We start from the raw sequence: 18,986 nt of genomic DNA, 5'->3' as shown, positions 1-18,986 counted from the left end.
TAGGAATAATAATGAATGTTATCAAAAAAAATCATCCAAAATAAAAGAAAAATCTCGTTTCAGTAAAATAAATGCTTGGTTGCATTTATGGCTCGGACTTGCTTCTGGAATTGTAGTTTTTATAATGGCAATCACTGGTTGTATTTTGGTCTTTGAACACGAAATAAAAGAACTGACTTCACCCTGGCTAAATGTCGAAGCGCAAAGTGCAGAAAAGATTTTACCGCCTTCAAAAATATATGCTTCTGTAAAAAAGGCTTTACCCAAAAAAGACATTCATGGTGTATGGTATAACGGTTTAGATAAAACAATAAAAGTTGATATAGAATCAGATTCTTTGATTTATGTAAATCCTTATAATGGAAAAATAACCGGAATGGTCGATCATGAAGATTTTTTCCATGAAATTGACCAAGGGCATCGTTATGTATGGCTTGGCAAAAAAATTGGGACCATAGTAACATCCTGGGGAACTTTAATTTTCTTTTTTCTGTTAGTAAGTGGTATAATTTTGTGGTTTCCAAAAAAATGGAATAAGTCAACGATTAATAGCAGTTTCAAGGTTAAGTGGAATGCCCGTTTTAAACGACTTAATTATGATTTGCATAATGTTTTAGGTTTCTACTCCCTTTTATTAGCTTTCTTAATTGCTTTGACGGGATTGATTATGAGTTTTCATTGGGTGCGGGAGAGTACTTATTGGATTACAGGAGGTTTTACTAATGAAAAAGAAAAGAAAGAAGCTATAGCAGAAGTGAAGCTAGATACACTTTCAAAACCTAAGTATGATATGCTGACTTCTGCAGATATTATTTTTAATAAAGTAAGAAATGAAATTGCCAGAAAAAATAAAGAAGCTGTAATTATACATTTTCCAGATGAACCAAAAGATAATTTTTATGCCTGTACCGATATGCATAACGGAAATTGGAGAGATCTGTATTTTGATCAGAAAACATTAGAATTGCTTCCAAATTCAAAGAAATATATCGGAGATGAAAAATTCCATGACTGGATAAGCCGTTCAAATTACAGCCTTCATGTTGGTGCAATTGGCGGATTAACGACTAAAATTATTTATTTTACAGCTAGTTTAATTTGTGCAAGTTTACCTCTTACAGGGTTTTATATTTGGTGGGGAAGAAAGAAAAAATCTAAGACCAGTAAGTCATTATTTTCTGCTTAATGAGAAAGTCTTTTAAAGAATATGAGGTTCTTTAAAAGACTTTTTCTATTAATTAAGCTATCATTGAAGAAGCAATATTGTTTTAAAAAGAAAGGACCTGCTTTCAAAACAGACCCTTCCAATCCAAAAAAACAAAACAAAAAATGAAGAAACTATGATTTAGATCCTGTAAGTAAAAGCCAGGGTAGCAATACGGTTGTCGAGCTCATATTTTTTATCAATGCTTGTCTGCGCTACAGCCGAATTGATTTTGAAATTATTGGTATTAAAAATATCAGTCAGATTAAATTTAATATTGCCTTTGTTTGAAAGGACTTGTTTAGAAATTCCAATACTGAAATCAAAGAAAGAAGCTCTTTCGTAAATTCCAAGATTTGATTTCGACTGATATTGTGCATTTGCTTCCGCTTTTAAACTCTCGGTTATCGTAAATGAATTTTGTATACTCAGGTTTAATGTTGTAATTGGATCAATTGAAGTAGAGTTTAATACGTCTCCCATAAATTTGTTTTCAAAAACATTAAACAGTGTATTTACAGACCAGAATTTATAAAGTTCAGCTGTATGTGTGATGTTCGCACCATAATTATACGATTTTGATACATTTATTTGAGAATTTATAGTGGTATTGTTGTCAGGGTTGTAAACATATACTTCTGTAAAAACATCTTTTGTGGTGTTAAAATAGACGGATGCCATAAAAGCACTTTTCCAGGCGTAGCCAATTTCAGCAGCATGCGTAATTTCAGGAATAAGGTTTGGATTTCCCTGCGAATAATTGAACGAATCATCATAAAAACGGAACGGATTCAAATCAAACTGGCTCGGTCTGTTGATTCTTTTGCTGTAAGAAGCATGAAGCGAATGACTGCTTGTAAATCCGTATTTTAATGAAAGACTCGGAAACCATTTTAAATAATCATCCTGATGTTCTTCATTCAGTGTTTTTTGCAGAATATCAATAGCAGTATATTCTGTACGAAGACCGCCCTGAATATTTAAATCTCCAATCTGCTGTTTGTAATTGGCATAGGCAGCATAAATTTCTTCTTTATACTCAAAATGATTGGTAGAATTTGCGTCAATTATCCATTCATTGTTTTCGAAATATTCATAAACAGACGGATTATCATTATTCTTTACGCTGGCTTTGAATCCCCATTCAATGGACTGTTTTTCTTTTAAAGGATTTGTAAAATCAACTTTTCCGGTAAAAACTTTTAATTGAGAAGGAATATATCCTCTACGATCATTGATCACTGTAGAACTTGAGGGATCTGCGTTTTCAGCACTCTGAAACTGATTAGATCTGAATTTTGAAGTTTCGTATTCAAAATCAAAAGACATGTTTCTGCCTTCAGTGTTAAACTTATGAACTCCCGAAAAAGCATAAGTATAATCAAACCACTTTTCCTTGCTGTCATTGTAAGTTATAGCATCAAACAGTAATTGTTTTGATATGTTTAATAATGTATTGCGACCATCAGCCAGATTTTCATATCGTCCGATTTTCGCATCAGCATAAGCCTCAATATTTGTTTTTCGAGAAATCTCAAATGTGCTTCCAATTTTGAAATTGTTTGAAGTCAATGGTTCATCTGTAATTGAAGTCTGATGATTTGTGGTCGAAATCTGTTTCCTGCTTTGATCGGTATATTGAACTTGATTAAACTCTTTTCGTTCTTCTTCACCCCTAAAAGTATAGCTGTAATTGCCATAAATTCCGAATTTATTTTTATTATAGTTTAGATTGAACCCTGAGTTAGTTCTGTTTTTTCTTCCTTTTGAATAACTGGTAAAGGCAGTTCCTTTTAATCCTGAATTGCTTTGTTTTTTAAGGACTATATTGATAATTCCTGCTTTCCCTGCTGCGTCATATTTAGATGAAGGATTGGTAATAACCTCTATTTGTTTGATATTGGATGAGGTAGTTGATTTTAAATAATTCGCCAGTTCTTTTTGAGAAAGCTGCGTTAATTTGCCATTGATCATTACGGCGACTCCCTGCTGACCACGAATGGATAAATCGCCGTGCTGAGACACCACAACACCCGGGGCTCTTGATAAAACATCTAATGCTGTGCCGCCTTCGGACACGATACTGTTTTCAACATTAAAAACAAGACGATCGGACTTTTGGGTATATAAAATTTTCTTTTTTGTAATTACGATTTCATCCAAAACATTTATGGATGTTTCAATAATACTGTCTTTTTCCTGTTCGTTCTGTGAATAGGAGTATACTGAAAAAGCCAGCATGACAGAGGTAATAATATGCTTCATGAAATTTAATGATTTTGTAGAATGAGTGAGATTTTGCAAATCTGGGTTTGCAGATTAAAGACTATAAGAGTCCTTGTTCATCCCGTAAATGTTTTTATTTTCAACAAAAGAATCACAAAGAATGTTAAGTGACAGAATACTGTTTTTGGCTGATATGTGGTGCATTGACATCTTAATCGTATTTGATGTTTTCATGTTTCAAATATATAACTATTTATAACAAGTCTAAATAAAAATAAACACAAATTATTTCAAAATTTTTTAATGAGCTGATAATTAGGGAATCAATTTTGAAATAAAAATTAAGATTGTAAGAAATATTGAATTTTAAAATCCGTATAGGACATTTTATTGAACACATTACGATGATTATCTTATATTTAGTGTTGATTTAAATCAGGTTAATAATGATACTAAAAGCAAGAATGTACATACGCTTATATGTTCTGATATTTTCGAACATAATGTTTGCTCAGCCTGAGGGGCTTAAAATTCCGCTTTGGGAAAATGGCGCTCCAGGTTTTGAAAATCTTAAAAATGAGCCGGAACAGGCTCAGGACTGGTGGGTGAGAAATATCCATAATCCATCCATAACAGCCTATTTTCCTGAGAGGCCAAATGGATTGGCAGTGCTAATTTGTCCCGGCGGAGGGCATGAAAACCTTGTTTTTAATTCGGAAGGAAAAGATGCAGCTGTGTTTTTAAACAGTATAGGAATAACTGCTTTTGTTTTGAAATATCGTTTAGCCAGAACAAAAGATTCTCCATACAAATTAGAAACTCACATTAAACAGGATGCCGAAAGAGCGATGAGACTAATAAGAAGCAAAGCAGCTGAATTTAAAATTGATGTTAACCGAATTGGTGCCATGGGATTTTCGGCAGGCGGAGAAGTTGTTGCCCTGATTGCTTATAACTCTAATAATGTTTTGAAAAATACGTCTGATGCAATAGATAAATTAGACGCACAGCCCAATTTTCAAATAGTAGTGTATCCCGGGCCTCTATTCATTCCAAAAGAGATTAAGGCAGATGCACCTCCGGCTTTTTTAGTAGCAGCAAATGATGATTTATGTTGCTCCGCACCGATAGTTGAACTGCTTAATGGATATCGAAAAGCAAATGTTTCGGTAGAAATGCATTTGTATGCTAAAGGCGGACATGCTTTTAATATGGGGAAAAGAGCTAAAACAAATTCGCTGAAAACCTGGTCACAGCGATTGACCGACTGGTTTGAGGACACTAATTATTTTTTGAAATAAGGATTTTGAATTTGATTTGTAAGGTATAGTTCAGTCATCATTAGGTAGACAATAAAACAATTAGCCCGGATGTTACTCCGGACTAATTGTTTCGATACATTATATATTAAAATTTAAAATGAATAGCCAAGTGTTAAGAGCCAATTTGATGGCGCTCCGGGAAACAATCGAATGTAGTCATACCCGCCAACCCAATAGGTCTTATTGGTTATATTATTGGCATTCAACTGAATTTTAAACTTATTGATACTATAATACAAAGCAGCATTAAATAAGGTATAGCCTGGAATTGTCTGTGTTATGGTTTGACTTAAATTACGGGTTGTTACAAAATTAGATCCCATTGCGATTCCAAAATCTTTAAGTGCACCATCTGTAAAATTGTAACGCGTCCAGATATTGCCCTGTTGAAGGGGGGTGTTAGGCTTTTGCCGTCCAACTTCTGTAGTTACCGGACTTTCTGTTATATAAGCTTCATTATAAGAATAGGCCGCCGAAATACTCCAGTTTCTTGTAATACTTCCGTTTATATCGATCTCAATACCTTTAGATTCTTCTTCTCCAATAGCGCGCATTAATTCCGGATTTGTAGTGTCATTCGCCGGATACAAAGTGTTTTTCTGCTGAATTTTAAATAAGGCTACCGTTACGAAAAGTCTTTCTTTGAACCAGGAAGATTTTCCACCAAATTCAATCATATTACTTTCTAACGGGTCAAAAGGGCCTCCTGCATTTGGATTTGATAAAGAAGAAGCCAATTGGGGATTATATCCTTTTACATAAGTTCCGTAAAGATTAATGTTTGGATTAAGCGTGTAGGTTAAACCAAAACGCGGTAAAAAAGAATGTTGCTTGACTTTTTTCTCCGTATCTTTTTTATAATTCTCTTTATCGGTATATTCATCATAACGAATCCCAAGTAATGCCTGAAAAGCTCCAAATTTTACATGATCCTGAAAATATACTCCGTATAATGAGTAATAGGAGGGATCATACGCACGAACGGTATAAAAATATTTACTCATATCTTTTAATTGCTGAGATCCTGATGGATTTGTCAAGTCAAAATGCGCTACGTTTGGTACTGGATTCCCTTTAGAATCTAATAAATAAGCACTTTTTTTATTAGGATCATATGCTGCTATAAATCCTGTGTTGGCAGCATTTCGGTATCCGGATGCCTGCAATTGAGAACCGCCCGGAGGAACATTCTCCTGTGCATAATCGTAACCGGCAATCAGGTTATGATCGAAAATTCCGGTTTTAGCCTGATATTTTAAAAAAGCAGAAAGGTTATCGATATAACGTTTACGCTTACGTTGAAAAACCTGCATTTCAATTGCCGTAGAAATTGTGCTTCCATCACCTGCAGAGGCATATTTATTAGCACCGCGATGTTCGAGCAAATCTTCGCTGTAACCTGTTCGTATATAGGAAGCTGAAAAAGATAAACGATCCGTAAACTGGTGATTTAATGAAGTTGTTACGATGTAGGTTTCCTCGTTTAAATAATCGTTAGTAGAATTTAAAGAGTTGGAAATCTTTGTCGAATACAAATTATCTTCATAGGTAGACTGTCCGCGGTCGAGAATACTTTTTGATGAGGTATAAATCAAATCAAAATTGACGCTTGTTTTATCATTGGGAAGAAAAGACAAAGATGGGGCCAGCACGATATTTTTATCAAATTGTAAATCTCTAAAGGAGTTGGCGTTCTCATACCCCAGATTCAAGCGGTATAAAAGAGATTTGTCTTCAGTAAGCGGACCAGTAAAATCGGCCAGAGCTCTTAGTGTATTAAAACTGCCTGTAGAAAAACTAACGCTGTTGGCCGCCTGATCTAGAGGTTTTTTGGTAACACGATTTAAAACTCCTCCTGGAGATGCATTTCCAAACAAAGCCGAAGATGGACCTTTTAAAACTTCAACACGTTCTAAATAATTGGCAAGGGGCTGTTTCCAAAACCCTGTAGAGGTTCGCATTCCGTTTAATAACTGAGTATTACTTCCTCCATTGATACGAAATCCTCTAATCGAGATATCATCATAAAAAGTAAACTGGCTTACCCCGCTGAAGTTTTTTACAACTTCGCCTACGCGAATGGCACCCTGATCTGCGATTAACTCTTTTGTAGCATAAGAAACTGCCTGAGGTAAATCTTTTAAGGCAATTTCTGTTTTGGCTCCAATAAAAGATTTGGTATTTTTGTAGGATTTCTCTTTTCGTCCTGTAATTTCCACTGCCTGGAGTGTATTAATGTTTTTCTGTAATATTATAGAAACTTCTGCATTTTCATTTTCATGCAGCTCGATTGTTTTTTCGAAAGAAGAAAATCCCATTGCCGAAAAAGAAACAGTATAAGATCCTGGTACAAGATTCGTGATTTCAAAATTTCCGTTATCATCAGAAATGGTATTTTTTTTTAAACTTTTAATTGAAACAGAAGCATACGAAACAGCTTCATCATTTTCGGAAATTATCTTTCCCGTAATTTTAGCATTTTGTGCCTGACCTATATTGAAAAAGGCGAACAGCATTATTAAATAAGAAAACTTCATTGTGGCTATTTAAATTTTAGACCACAAAAATACAATAATTTAGACTAAATAAAAATAAATAACTATGTTTTTAATTAAATCGATACTTATTAGAGCCGTATCAGTATTAGCTTTTACACTATAATGGCATTAATAAAATGCGCTTTTGGATTGACTTTTTATATTGCCATGGTTATTTACGATTTATCTCAAATAAACAAAGAAACTCGCTTTAAATATTTAAAACGAGTTTCTTTGTTATCTAAAATAGAAAATATTATTTAGTGATTTCTCTAAATACAGCTTCCAGATTTTTATTTTTCTGATTAAGCTGTAATGTTTTTAATCCGTTATCGTGTGCAAAATCAAAAACTGCTGGTCTCATGTCTTTATCTGACAGGAAAGTTAATTCCCAAAGACAATCGTGTATGTTTTTGAATGATTTTAAATGCGGAATTGCAGCAATTGCCTGTTCTTCAATTTTATAATCAAATTCAACTTCAATTACTTGTTCTTTGTCTGCCGAAATTAAATGATCTAATTTTTTATCCGCAACAATTTTTCCTTTGTCAATAATGATGACACGGTCACAAATAGCCTCGACTTCCTGCATGATGTGAGTTGACAAAAATACGGTTTTATCTTTGCCCACATTTTTGATTACATTTCGAATTTCAATCAATTGATTCGGATCTAAACCTGTAGTAGGTTCATCCAGAATCAAAACATCAGGATTGTGTAATAGGGCATTGGCAAGACCTACACGCTGGCGGTATCCTTTTGATAACTGACTGATTTTTTTATGGCTTTCCGGTGATAATCCGGTGAGTTGAATTACCTCTTCAATTCTGGATTTATTTACTTTATATACATCGGCATTAAAAGCGAGATATTCACGAACATATAAATCTAAATATAAAGGATTGTGTTCTGGTAAATAGCCAATAGATAGCTGAACTTCTTTGGCATTTGTCAAGACATCATGACCATTTACAATAGCTGAGCCACTATCGGCAAGCAAATAAGTAGTCAAAATTTTCATTAAAGTTGATTTTCCGGCACCGTTTGGTCCCAAAAATCCCACAATCTCTCCTTTTTGTATTGTAAAGGAAATTTCATCTAAAGCTTTTTGCTCTCCGTAACTTTTTGAAATGCTGTTTACTTCTATCGACATGACTTTTTATTTATTGCAAAAGTAAACAGAAAATTTCTTAATACTACTTTTTGTTTTATTAAAGAAAATAGTTATAAATGGTTTATGACATAATTGTGAGGTATCTTTTATCGTTAAAGTTAGGTTAAAAATTATAAAAATCTATTTATTATTTTCTTTAACCCAAATTCCGCATTAGAAAACAATTATTAAATTGAACCTTAAAATCTTAATACTACACATTAGAAAATCAGTACCATGGAATTTGATAATTTTACCTTAGATATTAATTCTTCTGTAATGACAAGCTATGTCAAACAGGAAGGAGCAAAAAAGGGTACAATCCGGTCAAAAGAGGAGGAGTTTCTAATCATGCCTTGATTGCTTATTGACTATGTAAAATTGGTTGCCAATATATGGCTTCGATGCGGCGATACTTCTTATTCAAATAATTTTTTATCTTTTCTAAAAGATACTTTGTCTAAATTGAAAAACAAAACAGTAGGTTTGATAAGGCTTGACAGCAGGTTTGACTTTTGCAATGATTACCTATAAACTTTATGTCACTTTTTAGAACTTTTATCCTCTAGGAGAAAACACAAAAAACATTAGCAACATTGAGATACAGAACTTTTGCCATTGGAGCCTATTTTGAAAAACAAAACGACAAATTGGTATTAAAAATTGCTCTCAACAAAAACGAATGCCATGGTTTAGCGGTCTTTGGAATTATTCGAAAATTTTAAATTATCCTTTTGAAATCTTTGATTGCGTAATTTGGGTTAAAACTTGATGTCAAAATAAAAAAGGATGGTGATTAACAAAAAATAATAAATATTTACAAGATTTATCTCATATATTTGCTGCGAAAATTAATTATATATACAGGAAACTTATTATGATGAAAAATTACTCATCGCTTCTTACTTTACAGATTTTATCTGCTTTAAGCTGTATTATTGCAAAAAATCAAACTACTCAAAATCAAATATGTTTTCAAAAATATAATGTAACTACTAGTAATATAGTGACATGAAATTTCTTGAATTAATTGAACACTGTAATAGTAGCTACTCTAGTGTTTGCAATTAGTCACATCTATCAAAATAGGAATATTGTTTTGCCTAATAATTCTTGTTTTTTAATGTTGACAAAACGAAATAAGGAAGTTAGAAAAAGTATTCAAAATATTCTTAGACTTAAATACTACAAACAAGTGTTTATTATCAGTTTCGAAAAAATATCTTCCAAGTACAAGAAGGATCTATTGGTAATAAAACATATTTTGAGCATAGTAGCCTGATATGATTATCTATACGGAACAATAAACTATTGCAAATTCGATTTTATTAAAAGAATCGGTCAAATTCATAAAAGAAACAATACATAAATATTAATTTTAATTTAATGTACCTAATTTATGCAAAATAAATTAATAAAACTATTTGTGCTGATAATCTTATTTATATCAGTAAAAACACAAGCGCAAACTGAAAGTGGTTTTCAAACTCCAAATTTTGCTCCAAAATCTCCTGAAGCAGCTGCTTTTTTAAAGTATGGAGAATATCCTGTTGACTTATCAACGGGAGTTCCGGGTATATCAATACCCTTATATAGTGTTGATATCAAGGATTTTAAGTTGCCTATATCTTTAGACTACCATGCCTCGGGCATCAAGGTTGCCCAGGAAGCTACATGGGTGGGATTGGGCTGGAATTTAAATGCAGGAGCACAGGTAGTTTTAAGCCCAAGGGATGGCATTGATGAAAACAATCCTTACATTGATCAAATCCCTGATGATGATGAAATTATTGCTTATTTTAGGCTTCATCCTTATAAACATGAGGCGATAGCAGCTTTTCTTCCTGAACTTGATAAGTCAAGGATCAAAGATATCTATGTTTTTTCATCCCCTACGGTAAACGGTAGCTTTTATATTAAAAACTTTAAGCAAAATGTAGTGGTTACAATTCCACCAGATGCCTTTAAGGTCGAGCTTTTAGGGACAAGCAGAGAAAATATGGGATTTAAAATAACTGATATTCAGGGGAACATATACAGCCTTAATACCACAGAAGTTTCTGAAAAATCTATGACCCATGGAGACAGGTATATCAGTGCCTGGTATGTAGATGAGATTACAACTCCGGCAAACAGAAAAATCAATTTTACCTATCAGGATGATGGGACTTTAACGGATATACCTTTTTCTCAAAAAGTCGATATAAAAAGAAGGATTGAGAGCGAAGGATGTGCAGCAAGTACATCTCAAAATCAAATAGGTGCCGTTATTGATGAAAGTGAGAGTACAGTAACAACTTTAAAAAAAATAAAAGAAATTATTTTTAATGATGGTAATTCTAAGGTCTTATTTACAAAAAAAATAGGAAGGCAGGACTTATTAAATGGCATTAAAAATGGATATCTTAGTAAAATTGAGATTCAACAATTGGAATATAATGAATTCAAAAATATAAAAGGTTACACTTTTGAATACTCTTATTTTAATCAATCCAAGAGTTCATATACTGATAAAAGATTAAAGTTAGATAAAATTGTGAACATAAATGGGAGGGACGAAGAACAGTTTGTTTATTCTAATATCCTTTTGCCAAATAAAAGATCGAAAGGGCAGGATTATTTTGGTTATAATAACGGAGCTGAAAACAATGTGAACATGATTCCAAAACATTATATAGCTTATCCCTACACTGTAGAAGTAGGCGATGGAGACCGTTCTGTTAGCCCTTCATCAATACAGGCCGGAATTTTAAGAGAGATACATTATCCTACAAAGGGGTGGACAAAATTTACTTTTGAAAACAATCAGTTTTATGGCATTGATGTCTTCGCCAATTATAATCCTATTATTGTAAATAGTCCTGTTATACAAGGTACAGGAGGGAGTGTACCAGTAAAAGAGGGACCTGGTATAGATGACGGCACAGTCTGCCTGAACCCAGATCCCAATGATTGTGTCAATTATGTTTCCATCCCTTTTACAGCAAATGCTGGTACTGGTTATCTTACTTATCAATTTAGCAAACCAGAAGGGGATGATCCAACACTGTTCAAATATCATTTTGCAAAGGTTAGGGTTATTTCTGCAGGACAGCAAGTTTATTATTCAGGGATTTTAGTGGATCATAAAAATGTACAAAATATTCCATTATCAAACCTGCAATCTGGGACAATAGAGGTCGCAGTATATGGGAAGTATTACAGTATAAGAAACTTACAATTAAAATATGTAAACAATGGCTCTGTTCCTAAAAATAATTTGGGTGCCGGACTTAGGATTAAAAGCATAGAAAATTATAATCATGACAATTCACTGCTTTTAAAAAAAGAATATGATTATTCTGAAATTACTGATAACACTCGTACAAGCGGAAGGTTGATCAATGAAATGAGTACAACTTTTTCTACAAAAAATTTCACCAATTATCAATATGTGACCTGTACGACGGGAGATTATAATCTGATAGCATGTCTTGCGGGAGTTAGCTCTGAGTCTGTTTATAGTATAACTTCAAATTCAAGATTTGGCATTGAAGGTAATTCAGTTGCCTACAGATATGTAAAAGAAAAACAGATTGATATTAAAAATCAAACTAATAATGGTTATAATCAATATGAGTTTACAATGGCGAATGATGAAATTCCTTTTGGAAACCCCACCGTTCAAATTCAAACAACATGGAAAAGAGGGAAGCTACTTGGAAAGAAAATATTCAAAACTATAGGCTTAACTAATTACATTGTTGAAGAAGAAAAAAACATTTATTTTGAAGATCCAGCAAGGACTTCTTTTTATAATGGATTTAAAATGTTTAGAAACTCTATAACAAATATTCGCGAAAATCCTGACAATCCTTTTGTCCTTATGTGCCCATATTATGCTGATGGCGGAATAGAAGTTCTTCAAAGTATTGAACCTATTACCTTAAATCTTCCAATTGTTTGGTATTATCAAAAGACATCAGAAAAGACGAATTATTTTTATGATGCATCAAATAATTTGACTGGTACATTAGTGAGCACCACAAATTTTAATTACAGCAATCCTTCCCATCTGCAATTAACATCCCGGACTACAACAAATTCCACTGGACAAACACTTCAAACCAGGTATTTTTATGCAGACGAAATGCCCGGCAGACCATTTGTAAATGATTTAAAAGAAGCCCATATGATTGGAATTCCATTAGGCACCCAAACATTTAATAACGGAGAAAAATTATCAGAACAATTTACTGCTTATGAAAAAAGCAATGCTACTAATAATTTATTACTGCCAAAATCAATTTACACTAATAAAGGTGAAAGTGGCATTGATTTGAATCTTGACAGAAAAATCACCTACGATCAATATGATGATAAAGGGAATGTTTTGCAGTACACGCCTGAAAGCGGGATTCCGGTTTCTGTTATTTGGGGTTATAATAAAACGCAGCCAATTGCCAAGATCGATAATATTGCCTATAACTCAATACCGGCAGCAACCATAACAAACTTGCAGACGCTGTCAAATATTGATAGTGATAATTGCTTGGCGGAGAACTGTACTGAGCAATTATTAAGGAATGCATTAAATATTTTTAGAAATTCACTTCCTGATGATACGTTTATTTCTACCTACACCTATAATCCGCTTGTTGGTTTAACAAGTGTTACTGATCCAAAAGGAAACACCACGTATTATGAATACGATACTAATGGCAGGTTAAAATTTGTGAAAGATAAAGACCTGAATGTACTCCAAAAATATTGCTACAACTACAAAGGGGAAAGTGTCGATTGTAACGATAATAGCTCAACGACCATTGTTTTATACAGAAGTATAGCTAGAAGCGGTTCTTTTACCAAAAACAATTGCGCTTCAGGAGGAGTTCCTTCAACTATAAGCTATAGCCAGTCAGTTGGAGCAGCTACCTCAATTATTTCACAAGCAGATGCAGATGCGAAAGGATTAGCGAAATTTAATACTGACGGACAGGCCAATGCGAATGCAAATGGGGTCTGTACATATTACAATATTGCACAAAACGGGATCTTTACGAAAAACGACTGCTCTTCAGGTGGGATCGGTTCGAGTGTTGCTTATAGTCAGGCTGCAGGAGTAGTAACATCAATAATTTCTCAAGAAGACGCCAATGCTTTGGGCATCGCTAAACTAAATGCAGATGGCCAGGCATATGCCAACACAAACGGAATCTGTACACTGCCACTGCCTGCAGCACCAACAGGATTAACTCTTACCAGTAAAACGACTACATCCCTAAATTTTTCATGGACAGCAGTTGCAGGAGCTACTAGTTATAAAATATATAAAAATGGGCAAGATATCGGCATAACAACCTCTGTCAGCACAGGTTCATTATCAGGATTAACGCCTGACACAGCCTATAATATTCAGGTATTGGCTGTCAATGCTGCAGGTGATGGAGCTTTAAGTACTGCTGTATCAATGCGTACTGATCCAACAATAGCGACAAATGCTTGTGTTTTGGAATTTCAGGGAACAATTGGGAGCTGCAAAGTATATAAAAACGGAACCGCTTATATATCAAGAACAACTACGGGCATCTCTAGTGGTACATTGACAACAGGCGATACATTTCATGTAACAGTCACTGCATCAAATATCTACTATAAGGGTATAACCATTATAAGTTCCGTTCGGGGAATACTATATAACTATGCTCCTAATAAAACCGGTGCCAGTGCGACTTCCCCAACATTCACTAAGGAGGGTTCAGAAGAGATAGAAATATATTGCTATATTGATAGATTGCTTTAGTCAAGGATTAATAAATGATATAAAATAAATATTGATTATTAGAGAGGGGTACATTAAAAAAATGATTAATGACTCCATTAATATTAATAACAACACGACATGAAAAAACACATACTATTATTCATTTTTTTGTCCTTAACAGCAATGGGCGTAGATGCCCAGACCTTAAGCAATGACAATTTTATCTACACTGTTGCTCCCAAAAAAGCAGTAAAGACAAATGAAATGGGTACCCTTACCAAAGATGAGGTTACACAGAATGTGACCTATTTTGATGGATTAGGTCGTCCGATTCAGACAATAGCCATTAATAAGGGAGTAAACGGCCAGGACATCATCACACCTATTGAGTACGACCCGTTCGGTCGTCAGGCAAAGGAGAATCTGCCTTATTCTGTGTTAAGAAGTAATAACGATCTTACCAAAATAGATCCGTTAACAGCTGTATCTTCCTTGCAGACTTTTTACAATACGCCCAAGTACGAGAACACGACAAATCCCTATTCAGAAAAAGAGTTTGAAGCTTCGCCATTAAACCGGGTTTTAAAACAGGCTGCACCGGGTAATGATTGGTCCTTATCAGGCACCCATACTATTAAAATGGATTACCAGAGTAACACCGCCAATGAAGTAAAATTATTCAGTGTAACTACCACCTTGGACACCAATCTAGGGCTATACGATATCGTACTGTTAAATAATACCGGAACTGTTTTTTATAATGCCAATGAACTCTATAAAACCATCTCTTACGATGAAAATACAGCTGCCAGTCCGGTAGAGAGTTCCGGTTCCACAGTAGAATTTAAAAACAAAGAAGGTCAGGTCGTATTAAAGAGAACCTATCAGGCAGGAGTAAAGCATGATACATATTACGTATATGATATTTACGGTAACCTGACCTATGTTCTTCCTCCTAAGGCAGATGGAGCGATTACCACAACGGTATTAAACGATCTATGCTACCAATACAAATATGATCAGAGAAACCGATTGGTAGAGAAAAAGCTTCCGGGCAAAGACTGGGAATATATTATATATGACAAATTAGACAGACCGGTTTTAACCCAGGATGCCAATTTGAGAGTACAGAATAAATGGCTGTTTACCAAATACGATGCCTTTAGCCGTCCTGTATATACCGGAGTGTACAGCGAGAGCCGTAGCCGTGCGTTGGTTCAGCAAACAGTAGATGCTCAGACCACTTTGTTTGAAACCAAACAGGGAGCAAACACCATTAATAACACAACCGTTTATTACAGTAACAATGTTTTTCCTCAAACCGGAATTGATTTATTTACCATCAACTATTACGACAATTACAGTTTTGATGTAAACGGAGGAGTGTCAGAGAATTCAGGATCAGTAACACCCAGCACTGCAACTAAATCTTTAGCTACCGGAAGCAAGATCCGTGTTTTAGGCACATCGAGCTGGATCACCAATGTTATTTATTATGATGATAAAGGCCGTCCAATTTACAACTATTCTAAAAATGACTTTTTAGCGGTAACTCAAAAAGTTAAAAATGAACTTGATTTTGTAGGCAAGCCAGTTAAAACAACCACAACCCATACCAAAAACGGAACAACCACTACTCTGGTTGATACTTTTACATACGACCATGCCGATAGACTCAAAAAACAAACCCAGTCTATAAACGGAGCAACTCCGGAAGTCATTGCCGAGAATACCTATGATGAATTAGGACAATTGATTTCTAAAGGGGTAGGTAACAAAGAAGGAAATGCCCGTTTGCAAACCGTAGATTACAGCTACAACATTCGTGGATGGCTTAAAGGAATCAACGACAGTAGTCCCGCAAATAATGCTATTACGTTAGCAGGAGGTGATTTATTCGGATTTAAAATCAATTACAACAATCCTTCCACAGGGACAGCTTTGTATAACGGAAACATCTCTCAGACCTATTGGAAAGCACAAGGACAGGATACAGCCCTGAAAAACTATACTTACAGCTACGATGCCTTAAACCGTTTGTCATCGGCAGTCTCACAAGATAGTGGTCGTTACAATGAGAGTTTAACCTACGATAAAAACGGAAACATTCTTAGTCTGCTTCGTAACGGTTATACAAACTCAGGAGCGACTAATCTGGGAATAATGGATAATCTGTCTTATACTTATGATGGAGGAAACAAATTATTCAAAGTAAAAGACACCTCGGGAAGTACAGAAGGCTTTAATGATGGCGCAGACAGCAGTCAGGAGTATGGCTACGATGCCAACGGAAATATGATAAGTGACAGCAACAAAGCAATCACTGCCATAAGCTACAACCACCTAAACTTACCCGTAGATATAACCATAGCCGGCAGTACTATCCATTATGACTATGATGCTACGGGTGCAAAACAGCGAAAAACAGTCAGTGGCATTACAACCGATTATGCCGCAGGATTTCAGTATGCAAACAATGTTTTACAGTTTTTCCCGCAACCGGAGGGATATGTTAATTATACCAACGGAAATTTTGAGTACATTTACCAGTACAAAGATCATCTGGGTAATAACAGGTTATCGTATAAAAACATAGGTACAGCTGGCTCACCAGCTACACAAATTGTAGAAGAAAACAATTACTACCCTTTTGGATTACAACAAAAGGTATCTGGCGGAGTAGTTAACAATACCAATTATAAGTATAAATACAATGGTCAGGAGTTGCAAGACGAGTTAGGGCTTAACATGACAGCGATGGACTATCGCCAATATGATAATGCATTGGGCAGATTTAATTCTATTGATGCATTATCAGAAATGAATTATTCTGTATCTCCCTTTGCTTTTTCTTATAATAATCCAATATTTTGGTCTGACCCAACTGGACTGCTTTCTCAAGCATTCGTAAATTCACTATGGGAAAATAGTGGTGAAAATACTGCGACCAAATGGGTAAATGATGGTGGAGGTACATTTTCAAAACAAGACGGAACTGGAATGATAGACCAAGAAACAGGGGAGTTTACAGGTTTTGACGCTTTAAGAGCAGTAACCGTTACAGGAAGAAAAACCTCTGGTGGTGGCTCACATCTTGAAGGTAATATAGGGGGACTTGCACAAAGTAAAGCTTATAGCTATGGACAATTTTATGATGGATGGAGAAGTGATTTTAGAACAAAACAAGCAGACGGTGTTCAGGAATGGTTTGATGTACTAGGAACCGCTGACCCTACAGGAATTGTAGATGGTATTAATTCTTTAGGATATTTAGCCAGAGGACAAACTGGAAATGCGGCAATTGCGGCAATTGCAATAATTCCTTACGTCGGAGATGCGGCTAAAGGAGCTAAATATTCAAAAGGTGTTCTTAGTGCGTCTGAATTATTAAGAATTGAAAATGCGGCAACAAGAATAGGAAAACCTATTACTGTCGTTGGTAGTAGGGCTAGTGGTACTGCTAAAGCATTTTCAGATTGGGATTATGTAATTGAAGGAGGATTGAACAGTAAAAATTGGAGTAAGATTAAAAACTCGTTGCCTGGTGCGAAATCTACTATTGATAATATGGGTAGAAATATTGATATTTTCACAGGTGCAGTTAGAACGGAATTGCCACACATAACAGTATTACCTCGTAAATAAATATAGAAATGGAATTATTAAATGAGATTCAAGTAAATAAATTTGGACAAGGCTTAATTCAAATAAATGATTTGTCGAATATATTTAGCTTACTAACTTTAAATGAGAAAAAAGAATTTTTAAACGATATTCTTTTTCTAATAATGCAATCAAAACCTAAAGAGGAAGATATTGAAAATGCAATTGAAGAAAGTAATTTGAAAAAAACTTACACACCATGTATTTTAATTAAAAAAGGTGTGGCAAATCATAATTTAAAGAAGCTATTAGAATTGCCAGAAAATGAGATTAATAAATCTTTTATTCTGCTTTTACATTTGTTTAAAATATCTTATAATAGAAGATTTGAAATTGAAAAGGACGATGTAAACAAATGGTGGTACTGGGATTTATCTGATGATAAAAAAGTAAAAACTATAATTGAAAATCGTGGAAATTTATAGATTAATTAGAACAGAAGCCATTCCATAGGGAGTGGCTTTTTATATAAACAAATCTTGTATATGCTAATAAAAAATTGAGACAAAGTTAACGGGTTATTTTTGCCCTGCTAGTCCGAGCATTAGGTAGCATTGGGCTAGTGCGAGTGTCACACTCGTACCCACAAAGAAACTCGACAAAGCATACAAAACCTTCCCACTGGCGCTCGTTTGTCTACAACTCTGGCGCTTGCTTATAGCGAGTGCCTACTTAAATTAAAAGATAAATCGTAGCGTTTGTAACGCGGTTAAAACAACAAAGCCACTTCCATAACGGAGTGGCTTTAGTTTTTTATAGAATGCTTTGAATTTTTCTTTTGGCAATAAAGGCATCAATGACAGAAAAAATATGATTGCGGTCTTCGGGTTCAAATTTAGATACTTCTAAAATGCGGGAACTGGTATTTTTATCAATGTGTACATCTTCTTTACCAGTGAGATAATCTAAAGATACATCAAGGATATCGGCAATTTTACGAACAATAGCAATAGAGGGAAAAACTTCGTTTCTCTCATATCTTCCTAATACATTTTTATGAATACCTAACTGACTGGCTAAGTCGGTTTGGGATATTCCTCCGCTTCCGTATGAATCCTTTCGTGTGGTGCAAAGACATATAGTATAAAAATGTAACATTATGCTTCAAGAAAAAATTGCCAACAAAGTGAAGCCGAAA

9 protein-coding genes are annotated in these 18,986 nt (G+C 34.5%); 5 read left to right on the top strand and 4 right to left on the bottom strand.

Annotation, left to right across the window (positions count from 1 at the left end):
* Positions 1–79: 79 nt before the first annotated feature.
* The gene (locus tag ACNC7R_RS19315; RefSeq protein ID WP_417942659.1) at positions 80–1,186 is read left to right on the top strand and encodes a PepSY-associated TM helix domain-containing protein; all 1,107 of its coding nucleotides are present in this window, start codon (positions 80–82) and stop codon (positions 1,184–1,186) included.
* Between the two features lie 159 nt (positions 1,187–1,345).
* Here ACNC7R_RS19315 and ACNC7R_RS19310 read toward each other — a convergent pair whose 3' ends face one another.
* Positions 1,346–3,469: a TonB-dependent receptor domain-containing protein gene (locus ACNC7R_RS19310; RefSeq protein WP_417942658.1), complete on the bottom strand. Its 2,124-nt coding sequence runs from the start codon at positions 3,467–3,469 to the stop codon at positions 1,346–1,348.
* Between the two features lie 407 nt (positions 3,470–3,876).
* Between ACNC7R_RS19310 and ACNC7R_RS19305 the strand changes: the two genes are divergently transcribed.
* Positions 3,877–4,731, top strand: coding sequence for an alpha/beta hydrolase (locus ACNC7R_RS19305; RefSeq protein WP_417942657.1), 855 nt, complete (start codon positions 3,877–3,879; stop codon positions 4,729–4,731).
* A 113-nt stretch (positions 4,732–4,844) separates the two neighbouring features.
* On the opposite strand, the gene ACNC7R_RS19300 is transcribed toward ACNC7R_RS19305, so the two are convergent.
* The gene (locus ACNC7R_RS19300) at positions 4,845–7,289 is read right to left on the bottom strand and encodes a TonB-dependent siderophore receptor (protein WP_417942656.1); all 2,445 of its coding nucleotides are present in this window, start codon (positions 7,287–7,289) and stop codon (positions 4,845–4,847) included.
* A 256-nt stretch (positions 7,290–7,545) separates the two neighbouring features.
* Positions 7,546–8,442, bottom strand: a complete 897-nt coding sequence (gene gldA / locus ACNC7R_RS19295; RefSeq protein ID WP_417942655.1) for a gliding motility-associated ABC transporter ATP-binding subunit GldA — start codon at positions 8,440–8,442, stop codon at positions 7,546–7,548.
* 1,399 nt (positions 8,443–9,841) lie between these two features.
* On the opposite strand from gldA, the gene ACNC7R_RS19290 reads away from it, so the two are divergent.
* From ACNC7R_RS19290 to ACNC7R_RS19280, 3 genes are all read left to right on the top strand, one after another.
* A complete protein-coding gene (locus tag ACNC7R_RS19290; RefSeq protein ID WP_417942654.1) occupies positions 9,842–14,224 on the top strand; it encodes a DUF5977 domain-containing protein in 4,383 nt (1,460 codons plus the stop codon).
* Between the two features lie 99 nt (positions 14,225–14,323).
* A complete protein-coding gene (locus tag ACNC7R_RS19285) occupies positions 14,324–17,830 on the top strand; it encodes a DUF6443 domain-containing protein (RefSeq protein WP_417942653.1) in 3,507 nt (1,168 codons plus the stop codon).
* An 8-nt stretch (positions 17,831–17,838) separates the two neighbouring features.
* Positions 17,839–18,273, top strand: a complete 435-nt coding sequence (locus ACNC7R_RS19280) for a DUF5958 family protein (RefSeq protein ID WP_417942652.1) — start codon at positions 17,839–17,841, stop codon at positions 18,271–18,273.
* Between the two features lie 328 nt (positions 18,274–18,601).
* Here the strand turns inward: ACNC7R_RS19280 and ACNC7R_RS19275 are convergent, their stop codons facing one another.
* Complete coding sequence (locus tag ACNC7R_RS19275; protein WP_417942651.1) at positions 18,602–18,946, bottom strand: helix-turn-helix domain-containing protein; 345 nt, start codon at positions 18,944–18,946, stop codon at positions 18,602–18,604.
* Between the last annotated feature and the right edge of the window lie 40 nt (positions 18,947–18,986).

It is taken from the genome of Flavobacterium adiutor (assembly GCF_048282555.1).
In the GTDB taxonomy this organism is placed as follows: domain Bacteria; phylum Bacteroidota; class Bacteroidia; order Flavobacteriales; family Flavobacteriaceae; genus Flavobacterium.
This window is presented reverse-complemented; position numbering and strand designations above follow the sequence as displayed.

What these genes read in the sequence shown, in the direction of transcription:
- ACNC7R_RS19310 (WP_417942658.1), bottom strand. Translation starts at nt 3,469, where the DNA reads ATGAAGCATATTATTACCTCTGTCATGCTGGCTTTTTCAGTATACTCC.
- gldA (WP_417942655.1), bottom strand. Translation starts at nt 8,442, where the DNA reads ATGTCGATAGAAGTAAACAGCATTTCAAAAAGTTACGGAGAGCAAAAA.
- ACNC7R_RS19285 (WP_417942653.1), top strand. Translation starts at nt 14,324, where the DNA reads ATGAAAAAACACATACTATTATTCATTTTTTTGTCCTTAACAGCAATG.
- ACNC7R_RS19290 (WP_417942654.1), top strand. Translation starts at nt 9,842, where the DNA reads ATGCAAAATAAATTAATAAAACTATTTGTGCTGATAATCTTATTTATA.
- ACNC7R_RS19275 (WP_417942651.1), bottom strand. Translation starts at nt 18,946, where the DNA reads ATGTTACATTTTTATACTATATGTCTTTGCACCACACGAAAGGATTCA.
- ACNC7R_RS19300 (WP_417942656.1), bottom strand. Translation starts at nt 7,289, where the DNA reads ATGAAGTTTTCTTATTTAATAATGCTGTTCGCCTTTTTCAATATAGGT.
- ACNC7R_RS19280 (WP_417942652.1), top strand. Translation starts at nt 17,839, where the DNA reads ATGGAATTATTAAATGAGATTCAAGTAAATAAATTTGGACAAGGCTTA.
- ACNC7R_RS19305 (WP_417942657.1), top strand. Translation starts at nt 3,877, where the DNA reads ATGATACTAAAAGCAAGAATGTACATACGCTTATATGTTCTGATATTT.